Origin of the sequence: Gluconobacter sp. P1D12_c, from assembly GCF_018812105.1 — a bacterium.
In the GTDB taxonomy this organism is placed as follows: Bacteria; Pseudomonadota; Alphaproteobacteria; order Acetobacterales; family Acetobacteraceae; genus Gluconobacter; species Gluconobacter oxydans_A.
Map to the genome: position 1 here is coordinate 96,500 of NZ_JACSIQ010000008.1, position 17,431 is coordinate 113,930.

General features: G+C 57.5%; 16 protein-coding genes and 1 riboswitch. Of the genes, 10 read left to right on the forward strand and 6 right to left on the reverse strand.

Annotated features, from left to right (window positions below; translation table 11 throughout):
• Positions 1-4 precede the first annotated feature (4 nt).
• The 8 genes from KP705_RS10695 to KP705_RS10730 all read left to right on the forward strand — a co-directional run bounded on the left by KP705_RS10695 (position 5) and on the right by KP705_RS10730 (position 9,616).
• The gene (locus tag KP705_RS10695) at positions 5-1,984 is read left to right on the forward strand and encodes a heme lyase CcmF/NrfE family subunit (RefSeq protein ID WP_046899967.1); all 1,980 of its coding nucleotides are present in this window, start codon (positions 5-7) and stop codon (positions 1,982-1,984) included.
• A gap of 12 nt (positions 1,985-1,996) precedes the next feature.
• The gene (locus KP705_RS10700; RefSeq protein WP_046899968.1) at positions 1,997-2,551 is read left to right on the forward strand and encodes a DsbE family thiol:disulfide interchange protein; all 555 of its coding nucleotides are present in this window, start codon (positions 1,997-1,999) and stop codon (positions 2,549-2,551) included.
• The gene (locus tag KP705_RS10705) at positions 2,551-3,009 is read left to right on the forward strand and encodes a cytochrome c-type biogenesis protein (RefSeq protein ID WP_046899969.1); all 459 of its coding nucleotides are present in this window, start codon (positions 2,551-2,553) and stop codon (positions 3,007-3,009) included. Before KP705_RS10700 ends, KP705_RS10705 begins: the two co-directional genes overlap by 1 nt.
• 4 nt (positions 3,010-3,013) lie before the next feature.
• Entirely contained in the window at positions 3,014-3,754 is a 741-nt protein-coding gene (gene ccmI, locus KP705_RS10710; RefSeq protein WP_215764429.1) for a c-type cytochrome biogenesis protein CcmI, read from the forward strand.
• Positions 3,751-4,035 (forward strand): hypothetical protein, encoded by a 285-nt coding sequence (locus tag KP705_RS10715; protein ID WP_046899971.1) that lies wholly within the window; start codon positions 3,751-3,753, stop codon positions 4,033-4,035. Before ccmI ends, KP705_RS10715 begins: the two co-directional genes overlap by 4 nt.
• A gap of 198 nt (positions 4,036-4,233) precedes the next feature.
• The gene (locus tag KP705_RS10720) at positions 4,234-5,640 is read left to right on the forward strand and encodes a lyase family protein (protein WP_046899972.1); all 1,407 of its coding nucleotides are present in this window, start codon (positions 4,234-4,236) and stop codon (positions 5,638-5,640) included.
• Between the two features lie 113 nt (positions 5,641-5,753).
• On the forward strand, positions 5,754-7,256 hold the full coding sequence (locus KP705_RS10725; RefSeq protein ID WP_046900885.1) for a S10 family peptidase: 1,503 nt from the start codon (positions 5,754-5,756) through the stop codon (positions 7,254-7,256).
• A 155-nt stretch (positions 7,257-7,411) separates the two neighbouring features.
• On the forward strand, positions 7,412-9,616 hold the full coding sequence (locus KP705_RS10730; protein ID WP_046900886.1) for a histidine kinase dimerization/phosphoacceptor domain -containing protein: 2,205 nt from the start codon (positions 7,412-7,414) through the stop codon (positions 9,614-9,616).
• Positions 9,617-9,703: 87 nt separating this feature from the next.
• On the opposite strand, the gene purF is transcribed toward KP705_RS10730, so the two are convergent.
• From purF to thiC, 4 genes are read right to left on the reverse strand one after another with little or no spacing between them, the layout of a single operon-like run.
• A complete protein-coding gene (gene purF, locus KP705_RS10735) occupies positions 9,704-11,143 on the reverse strand; it encodes an amidophosphoribosyltransferase (RefSeq protein WP_046899973.1) in 1,440 nt (479 codons plus the stop codon).
• A 25-nt stretch (positions 11,144-11,168) separates the two neighbouring features.
• On the reverse strand, positions 11,169-11,732 hold the full coding sequence (locus KP705_RS10740) for a CvpA family protein (RefSeq protein ID WP_046899974.1): 564 nt from the start codon (positions 11,730-11,732) through the stop codon (positions 11,169-11,171).
• Between the two features lie 3 nt (positions 11,733-11,735).
• Positions 11,736-12,092, reverse strand: coding sequence for a hypothetical protein (locus KP705_RS10745; RefSeq protein WP_046899975.1), 357 nt, complete (start codon positions 12,090-12,092; stop codon positions 11,736-11,738).
• A 13-nt stretch (positions 12,093-12,105) separates the two neighbouring features.
• Positions 12,106-13,959 (reverse strand): phosphomethylpyrimidine synthase ThiC, encoded by a 1,854-nt coding sequence (thiC, locus tag KP705_RS10750; protein ID WP_252348335.1) that lies wholly within the window; start codon positions 13,957-13,959, stop codon positions 12,106-12,108.
• Between the two features lie 58 nt (positions 13,960-14,017).
• Positions 14,018-14,167, reverse strand: a riboswitch (TPP riboswitch).
• Between the two features lie 99 nt (positions 14,168-14,266).
• On the opposite strand from thiC, the gene KP705_RS10755 reads away from it, so the two are divergent.
• Positions 14,267-14,764 carry a DUF1543 domain-containing protein gene (locus tag KP705_RS10755; protein WP_046899977.1) on the forward strand — a complete coding sequence of 166 codons (498 nt, stop codon included), beginning with the start codon at positions 14,267-14,269 and terminating at the stop codon, positions 14,762-14,764.
• Between the two features lie 30 nt (positions 14,765-14,794).
• On the forward strand, positions 14,795-15,142 hold the full coding sequence (locus KP705_RS10760; protein ID WP_046899978.1) for a gamma-glutamylcyclotransferase family protein: 348 nt from the start codon (positions 14,795-14,797) through the stop codon (positions 15,140-15,142).
• Between the two features lie 75 nt (positions 15,143-15,217).
• On the opposite strand, the gene hemA is transcribed toward KP705_RS10760, so the two are convergent.
• Both hemA and KP705_RS10770 read right to left on the reverse strand, forming a co-directional pair.
• Positions 15,218-16,429: a 5-aminolevulinate synthase gene (hemA, locus tag KP705_RS10765; RefSeq protein WP_046899979.1), complete on the reverse strand. Its 1,212-nt coding sequence runs from the start codon at positions 16,427-16,429 to the stop codon at positions 15,218-15,220.
• A complete protein-coding gene (locus KP705_RS10770; protein ID WP_046899980.1) occupies positions 16,426-17,379 on the reverse strand; it encodes a LysR family transcriptional regulator in 954 nt (317 codons plus the stop codon). Before KP705_RS10770 ends, hemA begins: the two co-directional genes overlap by 4 nt.
• Positions 17,380-17,431: the final 52 nt, after the last annotated feature.

The window sequence follows — 17,431 nt, forward strand, 5'->3', positions numbered from 1 at the left end:
CATAATGTTTGGACCAGAACAGGGCCATTTTGCCCTGGCCCTCGCCTGCGTTCTCGCACTCATTCAGTTTGTCGTTCCCCTCTGGGGCGCTCACAAGCGCAATGCCCGCCTTGTCGCCATCGCGCCTTTTCTCGCGGTTTCACAGCTTTTCGCTCTGGCCATCTCTTTCTTCAGCCTGATCATGTGCGCCGTTCGGGATGATTTCTCCGTCCAGAACGTCGCGGCAAACTCTGCTGCCTCCAAACCGCTGCTGTATAAAATCACGGGTGTCTGGGGAAACCATGAAGGGTCTGTCCTGCTCTGGACGCTGATCCTCGGCGTCTGCGGCGCAGCCGTATCGACATTTGGGCGCAATCTCCCGGACATTCTCCGTGGCCGTGTTCTGGCCATTCTTGGCGGTGTTTCAGCCGGGTTCCAGCTGTTCTGCCTCCTGACCTCCGACCCATTCGACCGTGTTTTTCCGGCTCCCATGGATGGTCAGGGGATGAACCCCCTGCTTCAGGACCCCGGCCTCGCCTTCCATCCGCCCATTCTCTACACCGGCTATGTTGGCTTTGCCGTCCCATTTGCGTTTGCAGTTGCCGCTTTGCTTGAAGGCCGAGTGGATGCCGCGTGGGGCCGCTGGGTTCGCCCTTGGGCCGTAGCGGCCTGGTGCTTCCTGACCTGCGGCATCGCACTCGGGTCCTGGTGGTCTTATTATGTGCTGGGTTGGGGGGGGTACTGGTTCTGGGACCCGGTTGAGAACGCTTCGCTCATTCCATGGCTGACCGGAACCGCACTCGTCCATTCCGCCATTGTCGTAGAAAAGCGCGAGGGTCTGAAAATCTGGACCGTTCTGCTGGCTATTGCGACATTCTCATTCTCCCTGTCAGGCACATTCCTCGTCCGTTCAGGTATTCTGAATTCTGTTCATGCCTTCGCGAATGATCCGGCCCGTGGTGTGTTCATTCTGGCACTTTTAGCTTTGGTCATTGGCGGTTCGCTCGCTCTCTTTGCATGGCGCGCGCCGTCTTTGACATCTGGCGGCCTCTTCTCGCCCGTTTCGAGAGAAGGCTCTCTCGTTCTGAACAATATCCTGCTGTGCTCGATCTGTGCGGTCGTTGTGACAGGCACGATGTATCCGCCATTCATGCAGCTTCTGGCAGGTCGCACCATTTCAGTGGGCAAACCCTTTTTCGATGCGGCAACCATCCCGCTCACAATTCCGCTTCTTCTGGCCATGGGTGTCGGAACCGCACTTCCCTGGAAACGGGCGCAACTGGCACGAACATTCTCCCATCTGTTTGTTGCAGCCATTCTCGCGGCCATCGGCCTGGTCCTGTGTTTCTGGAAATTTTCTGGAGCATTGCCTATCGCCTGTGGCGCTCTGGCGATCTGGGTCATGGCGGCCTCCGTCACGGATGTTCTGCGCCGCATTGGCCTTGGTCATTCCAGCCGCAGCGAGATGCTGGCGCGCGCCAAGAGCCTTCCCCGCTCAAGCTGGGGAGCAGCGCTGGCACATATCGGTGCAGGCATTACCGTGCTGGGTCTGTGTGGAATGTCTGGTGCCCAGCATGCGATCGTAGAGATCCACGTTGGCGAGACCCGCAGCCTTGCCGGGGACGATTGGACCCTTGTCAACGTTCATGACTATGCCGGGCCGAATTACCGCGCGATGCAGGCAGATATTGCCGTACGCCACAACGGCAAACTGGTCACGATGCTGCATCCGGAAAAGCGGGACTTCACCACACAGAACCAGACCACAACGGAAGTCGCGATCCATACGAACTTCATCACGGATCTTTATGGCGTCGTGGGAGACCGGCACGGAACGGGCGCCGATGCGACCTATGTGCTACGTCTGCACAAGAACCCGCTTGCCCCGTGGATGTGGCTGGGCGGGCTTGTTATGGCCATCGGCGGAGCATTCTCGCTCTCGGATCGTCGTCTGCGCGTTGGCGCACCGAAGCGGTCTGCCGCACGGACCATGGCCAAAGCCTGAGGAGAGACACGCATGAATGCAACACGACGCGGCCTCCTGACGGCCCTTCCGATTGTTGGCGCTGGCGTTCTGGGCGTCGGGTTCTGGAAAATGCTGCAAGGAATGGAAAGCGGCGGCTTTGACCCGCGGGCCATCAAAAACCCGAATGTCGGCCGCCCTATTCCTGAATTCGCCATGCCAGGTCTGCCCGGACTGGGTGACGGATTTACGGATAAAGAACTGAAGGCTGAAACACGCCCGGTTCTGGTAAATTTCTTTGCGTCCTGGTGCATTCCCTGCGTTCAGGAAATGCCTGGCCTACGATCCATTTCCCGCAATATGCCCATCTGGGGCATCGCGTATGAAGACAAGCCAGAAAACGCGAGCGCCTTTGTTCAACGTGATGGCACGCCTTATGCCCGCGTAGCTTCTGACAGACATGGCCGCGTCGCAATCGACTGGGGTGTAACAGGCGTTCCCGAGAGCTTTCTTGTCGCCCCCGGCGGCCGGATTCTCTGGCATGGCAGTGCCGCTCTCGATCCGCAAATCTACGACGCGGAAATCCGGCCAAGGCTTGCAGGACTATGATGAAACGTCTGTCTGCCCTGCTGCTTGCTGTGGCACTGGCGGGAGGCGGCATCGCTCTCGCAGTTGATGACCCGTCAGAAATGCTCCCCAATCCAGTGCAGGAAAAGCGTGCGGAAGCCATCGGCGCTCATCTCCGCTGCCTCGTCTGTCAGAATGAGAGCATCGAAGACAGCAGTGCACCGCTGGCCCGCGATCTGCGCAAAGTTGTTCGCGAGCAGGTCGCGGCGGGGAAGTCTGACCAGCAGATCATGGACTGGATGGGAGATCGCTATGGCGAATTCATCCGTCTGGCTCCCCAGTTTTCATGGTCCACAGCCCTGCTCTGGCTGATGCCTGCTCTGGCTCTGGTGGCCGGTCTTGTTATTGCGTGGCGTGCGACGAGACGTCGCATCGTTACACCTGTGCCGCTCTCGGATGATGAGCGTGCACGCCTGGATGCCCTGTCGGGCCGGGAGTAAAGTCTTGTTCTGGTTGGGAATCCTGAGTGTTGCAGCTATCACGCTGCTACCGGCCCTTTATGGCCTCCGCCGTCTCCGCCGCCGCGTGGACGCGCGGGACTCTGCTTTGACGCTCTATCGCGGCCAGCTCGCCGAACTCGACCGGGACCGGGATCTGGGTCTCGTCAACGGAGACGAATACGGGGCAGCCCGTATCGAAATCCAGCGGAGGCTTCTGGCTGCTGACGAATCTTCCGCCACACCAGACCTGAAAGACGCAACGGCCCGTTCGAAGCGTTTTCTTCCCGTTCTTGCTGTTGGTCTTGGCATCCCGGTTGCAGCATTTGCGCTGTATATCGTGAACGGGCACCCCTCTCTTCCGCCACAGCCTCTAAGCGCCCGTCAGGTCAAGCCAGACGCTAAAGCGATGGTCATGATCCAGAAGCTTCAAGCGCAGGTCGCCACGATTCCGAAGGACAATCCGACTTACGAGACAGGTCATGTCCTGCTGGGTCAGATCGAGGCGCGCGCTGGCCTGACCTCAGAAGCCATCGCGGACTGGAAGTCCGCTCTGGACATTCATTTCACTCCAGAGCTTGCAATCCAGCTCGCAGAACTCCAGACCCAGAAGGACGGGCACATTTCCGCGAGCAATCTTGATCTGTATCGCCGTGCCCTGGCGGCCGCCCCGGCTGATGCGCAATGGCGCCTGGCTGTGGAAGCGCGGATCGCCGTCGGTGAACATGAGGAGAATCACGGCCAATGATGGAACCCCTTTCCACAGCCGTCACAATCTGTCCGGTCTGCCGGCAAAAAATCCGGTCGACCGCAGAACACTGTCCGAATTGCGGTGCTGAACGTCATTTCGGGCCCCGGATGATCGAATCCGCCATCTGTGCCTTCGCAGGGATGGTTCTGCTTTCAGCCGTTTCGACCATGCTCCTCCCGATCTCCCTGTGGACGATCGTCTTTGCGGCCGCAGGTCTTTGCGCGGGTTTTCTGTTCTCCCACAATCGCTTCGGTGGGGATCGCTGGCTCGGCCGTTAAAGGCCGACATCTCAGTCAGCAGTTGTCTGTGATTCAAGCGAAAGCGCCCACCTGCTGATTGTCTGCATCGACAATGCTGGGGAACGTTTTTCACGCTCCCAGCCTCATCTGCGTCCCTTCCCCTGTTTTCCCCCTGATCCTTCTGGGATAGTTTCCGCGCAGGCATGAACTCCGTCCTGCAGGAAAGCTCCAGACCGCATGAGCCGTATTGAAACCGATGGCATGGGCCAGATCGAAGTTGCTGATGATGTTCTGTGGGGCGCTCAAACACAGCGCTCCCTGAAATATTTCAGCATCGGCCGCGAACTGATGCCGCAGGAAATGATCGAGGCTTATGCGATCATGAAACGTGCCTGCGCCTCGGCCAATGCAGCCAGTGGCCGTCTGTCCCAAGATCGCGCCGATCTGATCCATACCGTCTGCGATGAGATCATGACCGGGCAGCATAACCGGATGTTCCCACTCCATGTCTGGATGACGGGCTCTGGCACGCAGTTTAACATGAACCTCAATGAAGTCATCGCAAACCGGGCCAGCCAGCTTACGGGTCAGCCGCTGGGTAGCAAGACGCCATTGCACCCGAACGACCACGTCAACATGGCGCAGTCCACCAACTGCAACTTCCCAACCGCCATGCACATTGCGGCTGTTCTGGGTGTACATCGCCGCCTCATTCCTGCCCTCGCCAGACTGCGGGATGCCATCGCTGCCAAAGCGGAAGAATGGAAGGATCTGGTCAAAGTTGGCCGTACGCATCTTCAGGATGCTGTTCCCATTACGCTTGGTCAGGAATGGCATGGCTACGCCGGGATGCTGACAGACAATATTGCACGCCTTGAAGCGGCCCGTGATGGCCTCCTTCCACTGGCTCTCGGCGGAACGGCGCTCGGCACTGGCGTGAATACAGACGCCGGATTTGACACCCGCGCCTGTGGAGAAATCGCGCATCTGACGCAACTGGGCTTCACGGCTGGCGAAAACAAATTCGCCCTTCAGGGCGCGCACGATGCACTGGTCCACCTGTCGGGTTGCCTGCGGACTGCGGCGGGAAGCCTGTTCAAAATCGCCAATGACATTCGCCTGCTGGCTTGTGGCCCTCGTGCCGGTTTCGGCGAACTGCTGCTGCCAGAAAACGAGCCGGGCTCTTCAATCATGCCTGGCAAAATCAACCCGACACAGGCTGAAGCCCTGTCCATGCTGGCCCTGCAGGTCATGAGCAATGATGTGGCGGTTGGCTTGGGTGGCGCGTCCGGCATGATCGACATGAACGTGTACAAGCCACTCATGATCCACAACATTATGCAGGGCATCACGCTCCTCCATGACGGGTCAGAGAACTTCCGTCAGCATCTTGTCGAAGGCATTCGCGCTAACGAAGACAAACTGAAGCAGGATCTGGACCGCTCCCTCGTGCTCGTTACGGCGCTTTCTCCCGCCATTGGATACGACAAGGCCGCACAGGTCGCCCATCATGCCATGGAAAAGAACCTGAGCCCGAAGGAAGCCGCTCTGGAACTGGGCTTCATGACAGCCGATGACTATGATCGCGTTGCCGATCCGCGGCTGATGCTGTCTCCCAACATCAAGGCGCCTCAGGGCCAGTAACAAGACAATACCGGCCCCGCATGACGAAAACTTCATGCTGGGCCGGTGGCAGACGAGCATCCGTGCTGGTAGGGCAGAACAACCCTGCAATTCTCATCGGAGATGACAGACAGATGATGTCCCGCCGCGCGCTGCTGCTTGCCCTGTCCCTTCTTTCCCCCGTTTCTGCCTTTCCTGCCCTGGCGGCAGATGCCCCGAAGGACACGCCTAAAGCTGACGCAGCCAAGGCCTCAGACAGCTTTACCGGTGAAGCCGCTCTGCTTCCCACTGACTCCGTTACGAAGCATCATCTGAATGGCATCGCCTACACCGCGCATGCTGGCACCCTGACCCTCCGTGGCCCCGATGGGAAGCCGACGGCGCGCATGTTTTACGTGTCCTACACCAAGGACGGCGCAGCGGATGCCAAGCGTCCTGTCTCGTATTTCTTTAACGGTGGCCCCGGTGCCGCAACAGCCTATCTGAACCTTGGTGCCGCAGGCCCGGTCGCCCTGACCATGCCTCCCAAGGATGCAACCGACGGCACTCACGCGAAGCTCGGTGACAATCCGGATAGCTGGCTTCCGTTCACGGACATGGTCTTCTTTGACGCCGTGGGCACGGGCTATTCCCGCCCGCTCGACACCGCCAAGGCTGGAGACCAGTTCTACGGCGTCAAGCAGGATGCCAGCACGTTTGCCAAGGCCATCCAGCTCTGGACAGCCAAGAACAGTCGTCAGTCGTCCCCACACTATCTGGTGGGTGAAAGCTACGGCGGCATTCGCTCCATTCAGGTCGCCAATGCACTTCAGATGGAGCAGGGAATTCTGTTGAACGGCGTCGTGATGCTGTCGCCTGCCATCGAGATGCCGCTTCTGGACACGGACGAGAACCCTCTGTCTGCTGCCCTCATGATCCCCAGCCTGATTTCGGCTCATGAAAGCCCGAACGTCACCCAGCAGTCGGCTGATGCAGCATATGAATGGGCGATGGGCACTTATCTTCCCAAGGTTGCGGGCAAAGTCCCCAGTGGCGAAGACGGAAAGACATTCTACGCCGAAGTCGCTCACCGTACGGGCCTTCCGGAAGATGTCGTAACGCGCCAGCATGGTGTTCCGGCTATCGGGTCGCATGACGTCATGTCCCAGAACGGTCGCCTTCACGGCCTGTATGACTTTACGCAGACGATTGCCGACCCTGCGGCAGACGGTCTGGACGAGAGCCCTGACCCAACGCTGTTCGGCTTTGGCCGGGCCTATGGCAATGCGTTCTCTGGTTATGCCGCCAACGACCTTGGTTTCCAGACTCCGCTGACCTATGATCTGCTCTCCTTCAAGGTCAATTCAAGCTGGAAATGGAGCGAGAACGGCCCCGCTCCCATCCATCAGATTCCGGTTCTGAACCGTCTTCTGGCGCTTGATCCCGGTCTGCGTGTGTTCGTTGCAAACGGGTACTACGATCTTGCCTGCCCATTCGGCACAGCCCGCTGGATGAAGGACCATCTGACGGTCGGAGCAGACCGCGTTTCCCTGCATCTCTATCAGGGTGGCCACATGCTCTATACGCGTCCAGCCAGCCGTCATGCCCTGTCTCTGGACGTCGCATCCTGGATGCAGCAGGACGCAATCCAGCAGTAAGCCAAATTGACAACAGGGGGCCGAAAACCTTAAGGTTCACGATATATTCCTGTTGAATTGTCGTATTTTCACAGGGGTTTGCTTTTCGAGCAGCCCCTGCCTAGATGACAAGACCAAACGCTTTCTGCATTTCCGCCAAGAGGGATTTTCAGACCTTGACCTTATCGTCGAAGATCTCTCTCCAGTCGGGGCAGCCCCTTTCAGATGCGCTGCTCACATCCTGCGATCGTGAGCAGATCCATCGCCCGGATGCGATCCAGCCCTACGGGCTTCTCCTGATTGCCAAGGCCGACACCCTTCAGATTATTGCCGGCGCAGGCGATCTGGAAGCGCGCCTCGCGCCAAACTGGCTGGGCCAGACCCTACCTGATCTTCTGAATATTCCAGCGGACGGGCTGAAACAGTCAGGCGGTAAGGCCCTAAACAATACCCGGGTTTCCGGCCTGCAGGATGAGACGTTCAATGCCCAGTTCCACGTCTCTGGCGAGCACCTTCTGGTCGAGCTTGAGCCTCTGGACAGTCGTAATTTCCTGACGTGGGAAATCTTCAGCCAGATTGATGCCACAGCTGATCGTTTCGAGCGTTGCCCGGACATTTCCGCCGTGTGCCATCACGGCGCACAGGTCTTCGCGAAGCTGACCGAATTTGATCGCGTGCTTGTCTACCGCTTTCAGGAAGACGGCTCTGGTTGCGTAATGGGGGAAAAGCGCAATGAGGCTTTCCCATCCCTCATGAACCACCACTTTCCGGCCAGCGATATTCCCCGGCAGGCGCGTGCGCTTTATCTGCGCAACCGTATCCGTGTCATTCCAGACATTCATTATGAAGCTGCCCCTATTCGCCCTGTTGAGGCTGGCACCACGGGTATCGACCTGAGCGATGTGCAGCTTCGCAGCATCTCACCCGTCCATTTACAGTATATGTCGAACATGGGCGTGGCGGCGTCGGCCTCGATCTCCCTGGTTGTGGACGGCATTCTGTGGGGCATGATCACCTGCCACAACGCGACACCGCGCATCCTCTCCGAGGACATCAGAGCCGCATGCCGGACGCTCGCTGGCGTCATGTCACGTCAGCTTCGAAACAAGGAAGAACTCATCACGTATCAGGAGCGTCTGCGCCTGAGAAATGCCATTGAGTTCGCGACATCCCATTTCGACCCTGCCGCGTCCGTAAAGGACAACCTGCAGCGATCCGTTACGGAGTTGCGCAGTCTGTTTCCCTGCGACGGCTTTGCCGTCATTGATCAGAAAGAGATCAAAACGTCCGGAAAAGTTCCGGAACACGCGGATCTCCTCGCCATTCGTGACTGGCTCCGTCTGGGTAGCAATGGCGGAATTTTCTGTAGCTCTTGTCTCGGCAAGGACTATCCTCCGGCAGAAATGTGGCCAAAAGCTTCTGCCGGGATTCTGGCCATCACCCTTCCCTTCCGAACCTCCCTGACGCTTGTCTGGAGCCGGGTTGAGATCGTTCAGGTGATTGAGTGGGCTGGCAATCCACACAAGGGAGCGCCTGACCATGACGGCATTTTGCATCCCCGCAAATCTTTTGAGTCCTGGCAGCAGACCGTTCTGGGTCATTCCCATCGATGGACGACAGAACAGAAGCAGGCTGCCCGTCGTCTCCGCCGTACCCTGATTGCCGATTATCAGACCCAGCAACTCCGCGAACTGAATGCGACCCTGACGGCAACAGTTCAAGAACGTGAAAGCCTGATTCAACAGAAAGACTTCCTGATCCGTGAGGTAAACCACCGTGTGCAGAACTCACTGCAAATGGTGGCGTCTTTCCTGAAGCTTCAGGCCAGGACTTCCACGAACGAAGAAACCACCGAAGCCCTTTCTGAAGCCCAGCACCGAATTGCGGCCATCGGGCTGGTTCATCGGCGCCTGTATCGGGGCGATCAGATGGGCATGGTAGATCTGAGCCGCTACCTTGAAGAGTTGATGGAAGAGCTCTGCTCTTCACTTGGCGAGGAATGGCAGGCGCAGCTTCGCATGGTTCTGTCACCCGTCTCCATTTCGGCTGACCGCGCCATTAATGTCGGACTGGTGCTGACCGAGCTGGTCATCAATGCCAGCAAATATGCCTACGGCGGCCAGGCCGGTCCGCTTTACCTCTCGCTTTCCGTCACTGGCGACCGTCTGACGCTGACTGTTTCCGATCAGGGCCGTCATGACATCAATCTGAACGGAAGCGGTTTCGGGACACGCATGATGAAGGCTGTCGTCGGCAGTCTTGGTGGCACCCTCACCTATACGCCGCTTTCCCCGGGCCTTGAGGCTGTCATGGCTGTGCCGCTCGACATCAACGGACCTGCCTCATCGCATGAAGACATTCCTGACGGTCTGTATTCCTGAAAGCATCTGTCTGAGCACAAAAAAAAGCGCCTGCTCCCTCATGAGAGCAGGCGCTTTTTTATAAGGTCGCAATAGAGCGAATATCACTCAGGAAACCAGATTGCCTTCTTTGTCCACGAGCGTGATCGGATAATCACCCGTGAAGCAGGCATCGCAGTAGCGACCTGCGCCATCCGTACGACTTTCATGACCCAGCGCCCGATAAAGGCCATCAAAGCTGATGAAGGCGAGGCTATCCACGCCGATAACGGCAGCCATTTCTTCCATCGTATGGGTTGCCGCCATCAGCTTGCTCTCTTCGGGCGTATCAATGCCATAGAAGCAAGGATGGCGCGTTGGTGGGGACGTAATGCGCATGTGCACTTCCGTCGCACCAGCCGCGCGCACCATATCCACAATCTTGCGAGACGTCGTTCCACGTACAATCGAGTCATCAACCAGAACGACCCGACGCCCGGCCAGAACCGGCCGATTGGCGGAGTGCTTCATCTTCACACCAAGATTTCGGATCTGATCCGTTGGCTCAATGAATGTCCGGCCGACGTAATGATTACGGATGATGCCCAGCTCAAACGGGATACCGCTTTCAGCCGCATATCCGATAGCAGACGGTACGCCAGAGTCCGGCACTGGCACGACAACGTCTGCTTCGACTGCCGTCTCGCGTGCCAGCTCTGCACCGATGCGCTTGCGGGCTTCATAGACAGGCTGGCCTTCAAGCACTGAATCAGGCCGTGCAAAGTAAATGTATTCAAAAACGCAGAAGCGCCCACCCTGATCGCCAAACGGGCGAAGGGACCGAAGCCCCTCAGAGTTTATCACTACGATTTCGCCGGGCTCGATGTCCCGAACGTATTCTGCGCCAATGATGTCGAGCGCACACGTCTCACTGGAAAGAACCCAGCCACCATTCGAATCTTCGTAACCCGGCATCCGCCCCAGAACCAGCGGACGAACGCCCAACGGGTCACGCATACCAATCAGGCCGTCATCGGGCGTCAGGGTAATGAGGGAGTAAGCCCCCTTCACCTGCTTGACGGCGTCAATGAAGCGATCGAGCACCGTAGTGTAGAGGGAAATGGCGATGAGATGGATGAAGACTTCCGTATCCGTGGAGGAATGGAAGATACATCCGCGCTTTACCAGCGCCTGCTTCAGTGTGGCGGAGTTGGTCAGATTTCCGTTATGGGCAACGGCCAGACCACCAAACTCGTAATCCGCATACAGCGGCTGCACATTCCGGACATGCGTTCCGCCTGTGGTGGCGTATCGGTTATGACCGATGGCAACACTTCCAGGCAGCGTTGCCATGACACGGCTGTCTCCGAAGACATCACCGACCAGCCCCAGACCTTTGTGCTGATGGAACCGTTCGTTATCGAAACTGACGATTCCGGCAGCTTCCTGACCACGATGCTGAAGCGCATGGAGTCCAAGAGCGGTCAGGGCAGACGCATCAGGCACGCCCCAGACGCCGAAAACGCCACATTCCTCGTAAGGACGGTTAAGAGTATCGGAGGCAGTCATGCAGCTCGGCCTTTCCGGACTGGGTTCACAACGACGCGTCATGACCGCTTGTGGGCGGCGATGCAAGATGTGGTTGCAATGAATGTGGCAGATAACCGGCGAGTTGGGATGCTCCGGCCTCAATATATGGCCCAGTGAAGCTTCCCTGCATCAGGTAGGAGGTCCAGGACCCGAAAAAAGACCCTGCCAGCAGATAAAGTGCGATCAGCATCACATATCCGCGCAGAATACCGAAAATAGCGCCCAGTATGCGGTCCACGCCGCCAAAAAGAGTGCCCCTTACCGCTCCTCCCACACGCCCGGCGATCGTCGTCAGGGTCAGCAGGATGACGATAAACAGGACCGCCGCGCTTGCGCTCTCCGCCAGCCAGCTCTCATGCAGATATGGAGAAATCCATGGAACCAGGGCAGCATGGAACCGATAGGTGAGAATGACGGCCGAAGCCCAGGCGACAAGCCCGGAAAGCTCGGTGGTAAAACCGCGTGTCAGCCCCCAAAGAGCAGACAGACCAATCACGATCAGCACGCCGATATCCAGCCGGCTCAGGTCATCCGGCGAAATATGAGACAGATCTGGAAGAGAGGGCATGGCTCAGGGCAGTTTTGTGGAACGATAGTGGCCGCCTTTACGCGGACGGATGCCATTAGCACGAAGTTCTTCCGCAAGGCGGATTCTTTCGTTCAGTTCTGCCCAGACCTGATCACCTTCAACACCGCGGGCTTTCCACACCTTCTCGAGAAGACCGACGAAAGCCGCGCTTTCACGGACCAAACCGGCGCGATCATTGACCATGACATGCAGAACGCAGTTTGAAGCCGAATTGCCCAGCCGGGTCGCCAGTTTCGTGACTTTGCGGGTTTTCCGGAATGGGAGAAGGTCTTCCTTAAGCGGCATCACTCTATGATGAGGGTGATGGCCTATGGACGCAAGGCCATCACCCTCAATCATTCCGCGTCAGGTGTTATTCCGCAATCGTTTCTACTTCATTTTCCGGAACATAAAGTTTTGCGCCATGTTCCTGAAAGACTTCACTCATCTGCGCCATACCATCCTGACGTTCTGCCTCACGGCGAATGTCATGGCTGATCTTCATGGAGCAGAACTTAGGGCCGCACATCGAACAGAAATGAGCCGTCTTGTGAGCCTCTTTTGGAAGCGTTTCGTCGTGGAAGCTGCGTGCCGTATCCGGGTCCAGCGCCAGATTGAACTGATCTTCCCACCGGAACTCGAACCGTGCACGGGACAAGGCATCGTCCCGCAACTGAGCTGCCGGATGCCCCTTTGCCAGATCAGCCGCATGAGCAGCAATCCGGTAGGTTATGACACCCGTCTTCACGTCTGAGCGGTCCGGCAGACCCAGATGCTCTTTCGGCGTCACGTAGCAAAGCATCGCCGTCCCGAACCAGCCAATCATGGCCGCCCCAATACCAGAGGTAATGTGGTCATAGCCCGGCGCAATGTCGGTTGTTAGCGGACCAAGCGTATAGAACGGCGCTTCGCCACATTCCTTGAGCTGCTTGGTCATGTTGACCTTGATCTTGTGCATCGGCACATGACCTGGCCCTTCAATCATGACCTGACAGCCCTTTGCCCAGGCCACCTTCGTCAGTTCGCCCAACGTCGTCAGTTCAGCAAACTGCGCCGCATCATTCGCATCGGCAATCGACCCCGGACGCAGCCCATCCCCCAGTGAGAAGGTGATGTCATACCGGCGCATGATGTCGCAGATCTCTTCGAAGTGCTCGTAGAGAAAGCTCTCGCGGTGATGCGCCAGACACCAGGACGCCATGATGGAGCCACCACGGGAGACAATTCCCGTCGTACGCTTTGCTGTCAGTGGGATGTGCTGAAGGCGGACACCAGCATGAATCGTGAAATAATCCACGCCCTGCTCGGCCTGTTCGATCAGCGTGTCGCGGAAGATCTCCCACGTCAGCTTCTCAGGAACACCATTCACTTTTTCCAACGCCTGATACAGCGGCACAGTGCCGATCGGCACTGGAGAGTTCCGCATGATCCAGTCACGGATGTTGTGAATGTTCCGCCCTGTAGAGAGATCCATCACCGTGTCCGCGCCCCAGCGGATGGACCAGACTAGCTTTTCCACCTCTTCGGCCGCAGAAGACGTCACAGCCGAATTGCCGATATTGGCGTTCACCTTCACGAGGAAGTTGCGGCCAATAATAACCGGCTCAAGTTCCGGATGGTTGATATTGGCGGGAATGACAGCCCGCCCCCGCGCCACTTCTTCGCGCACGAATTCCGGCGTGATGAATGCTGGAATTTCCGCACCGAAATCTTCGCCATCTGCCCGACGCTCTTCCGCTCCCTCAGCCATTTCAGCACGGCAGACGTTTTCGCGATGAGCAATATAGATCATCTCTTCCGTGATGATCCCGGCCCTTGCGTATTCATACTGCGTGACGTGCTGTGCGCCCTCACCCGAATAGACTTCGTGCGGTGCCGGACACGCCGGAACAGCTTGCGCCTCGCTTGTGAAGCCGTTGTCTTCCGGCTTCACGGCCCGCGCTGCAACCCGCTCGAAGCCCCGCTTGGCGAGCCATTCTGCACGTGGAGCAGAGAGGCCCTTCGTCACATCAATCGTGACAGACGTGTCTGTATAAGGACCAGACGTGTCATAAACTCTGACAGGCGCTTCATTCGCTGACGGATGCAGCGCAATTTCGCGATATGGGACCAGAATATCCGGGCGTCCCGGCGCTTCGGACCATTTCTTGCAGGAGCCCTGAATCGGGCCTGTCGTCACATGGCCTACAGCTGGTCTCTGGTTCAGGTTTTGTGGAATGTCACCCATGTTCGCCCCCTCTGAGGCAGAGGGAGCAACAGCACGCACCACTGGCAAAGCCAGTTTCGTTGTGTCTCAACACCATTCCCTCCGCCGGTTCTAACCGGATCAGGTTTCCCGGATGCAGGATGCACCCGGCAGGGTCGTCACACCGCAGACATTACAGTCCTTCAGTGACCTCTCAGCTTCTTTTGGCGAAGCTCCCCCTGGTAGGGGTCACACTCATCGCATCAGCTTCGCCCTGTCAATGCGTTTCACCGTGAAGTGTGTCGGGGAACCGGCTATGACCCGCTTTACGTTTTGAGGAGACACGCTCTTGAACCTGTATGTTTTCTATCTCGGTGGCGCAGCACCCGGCGCGAACATCGAAGTTCATGATGTTCAGTTTGCAGTCGTGAACAAGCCGGAAGATGCTTATCCATCACTTGCAGAGCGCTGGTTTGGGGTTCGGAATTCCCTGCACGTCGATGCTTATGGCATCATCACATGGGCGGACGGACACGCCGTCACGCTCAGCCCTGAAAAGCCTAGAGGCTCCCAATCGCTCTATTTCATCAATATGGGTGGATATGCGGCCGGTGAGTTGAAGGAAGAGCACGCTTTTACCTTCCTCGTCGCCACATCGGCAGAAGATGCCAAGGCAAAAGCCAAAAAGACCCTATTACCGGGCTACGACCATCGCCACCGCGACAACTTCATGGAAGTGGATGACTGCCTGCCGCTGGAACAGATTGATGGGCTTTACATCCATCTGACACCACAGGACGACGGGCAACCTGTCACAGCGCTTTGGCAAGGCTACCGCAAGATCTGACGTTCCTGCCTTTATCTCACGGAGCTACTCATGCCTGACCAGAGGCCAGTTTACCTGTTTTCTTACGGAACACTCCAGCAACCCGAGGTTCAGCGTTCCTCATTCGGTCGCCTGCTGCATGGCGAAGAGGATGCGATGACGGGCTATCAGGCGTCGATGATGGAAATCACGGACGCTGCTGTCATCAAGGCCAGCGACAAACGCTTTCATCCTGTTATTCACCCGAGTGACAACCCACAGGACGAAATCACAGGGCAAGTCTTCTGCATCACTGAAGCTGAGCTTCTCGCTGCGGATACTTACGAAGTGTCTAGCTACAAAAGGGTGCAAGTTACACTGCGCTCAGGCAAGAAAGCATGGGTCTACGTGCTCGCCTGACCAGCTCGGAATCAAAAAAGGCAGCCAGTGACCCGGCTGCCTTTTCCAGAATTCAGAACGCTGTCTTACCTGACTTCAGGCAGCCTCAGAGCGCTTGAGCTGACGTTCACGCCAAAGCGTGGAGAGTGCTTCAACCAGTTCGTCAATTGCTTCGTTTGTATGAAGCGGCGTCGGCGTCAGACGCAGACGCTCCGTTCCGCGCGGGACGGTCGGGAAGTTAATCGGCTGGATATAATGCCCGAAGCGGTTCAGCAACTCATCGGAGAGATCCCGACATAGCTCAGCCTCGCCCACCATGACGGGTACGATATGGCTCGGATTGCCGACATGCGGAATGCCTGCCTTGTCCAGAGCGGCCCGCAGATAGGCAACAGCGCGCTGCTGTCCTTCACGTTCTGCGCTGCTGCGCTTGAGATAACGGACGCTGGCCAGTGCACCCGCAGCAATCATCGGCGGCAGAGCCGTGGAGAAAATGAAGCCCGAACCGAAAGAGCGCACGAAATCGCAAAGCGGCGCGGAGGCAGCAATGTAGCCACCTACAACGCCATACCCTTTGCCGAGCGTCCCTTCGATCACCGTCAGACGATGGGACAGGCCCAGCTTTTCAGCCACGCCCGCACCGTGATCGCCATACATGCCCACAGCATGAACTTCATCAAGGTAGGTCATCGCGCCGTATTTGTCGGCCAGATCGCAGAAGGCTTCGATCGGGGCGATATCGCCATCCATGGAATAGACGGACTCAAACGCGATAATCTTCGGAACGTCTGCTGGAAGTTCCTTCAGACGACGCTCCAGATCTTCCACATCGTTGTGACGGAAAATCTGCTTTTCAGCGCGGGAATGACGGATGCCCTCAATCATGGAGGCATGGTTCAGTTCGTCAGACAGAACCACACAGTTCCGCAGACGACCCGCAATGGTGCCGAGCGTTACCCAGTTGGACAGATAGCCCGAGTTGAAAAGCAGGGCGCTTTCTTTCCCGTGAAGGGAGGCCAGCTCTTTTTCCAGTTCCACATGATAGTGGTTCGTGCCGGAAATATTGCGGGTTCCACCTGCGCCAGCACCCGTCTCATCAAGGGCATCGTGCATCGCCTTGAGGACTTCCGGGTGTTGCCCCATGCCAAGATAATCGTTGGAACACCACACTGTGACGTCACGACCGAGCCCATGATGATAGGCTTTCGGGAAATTGCCGGACCGGCGCTCAAGTTCCGCAAAGTAACGGTAGCTGCCATCGGCGCGCAGACCGTCCAGGGCGGACTGGAACATCGCATCATAATTCATCGCGTTTTCTCCTGCGCGGCACTGTAATCCTGTGAAATCTTTCCGCCAAGTGCCTGCTCCAGATAGGCCAGCAGAACACGGAGCCGCGCAGGCATCTGCATCCGGGTGGCACCACACCCCACGACCATGAACCAGACCGACAGAACACTGCCCCGCCACTTCGGCAGAACCTCAACCAATCGCCCCGCATCCAGGTCCCTTCGCAGCATGAAATCTGGCAGAAGCGCTAGGCCTGAGCCATTTCGGAGCGCTGGCAAAAGCATGTCCCCACTATTCGCCATCATCCTGCTTCGCAGGCGAACAGAGGTCTGCTGGCCGTTCTCATGCGTAAGGCGAAGAAGGTCTGGAAGATCGGAATTCGCGTAGAGCAACCCTGCATTGCCTGAAAGATCTTCCGGCTTTTCGATCGTCCCGAGTCTCTCCTTCATCTGTGGCGAACAGACCAGCCGCATCACGGAACGACAAAGAAGATGAGCCCCTCCGTTAGTTACGGGAGCAAGATCTCCCGGTGTAATGCGGACGGCTGCTTCGAACCGACCACTCAGTAGATCGACGGTCCGGTCATCCAGATCAATCTCCATGGAAATATCCGGATACCGGTCCATAAATTCCGGCAGAACAGGTCCAAGAATATCCAGCCCGAACCCCATGGGGGCCGCCAGGCGGATCGTTCCTCTCGGGCTGACTGAGCCTTCCCGTAATTCTGCTTCCAATCCTTCGCCATCAGCCAACATCCGCCGGGCGCGTTCCAGGCACGCCACTCCGGCCGATGTCAGGGAAAGATGACGCGCACTTCGCTGAAAGAGAGTCGTTTTCAGGCGATGCTCCAGACGCGCAATCACCTTGGACACTGTAGGCGGGGACAGCCCAAGAGTGCGCGCTGCAGAGGCGAACGAGCCGCTTTCAGCGACACGGGCAAAAACAGCCCATCCTTCCAGATCGGGGAGCATACAGCCTCTCTAAGATGCTCTTTATGGAAACTTTATATTTCCATCAATTCCA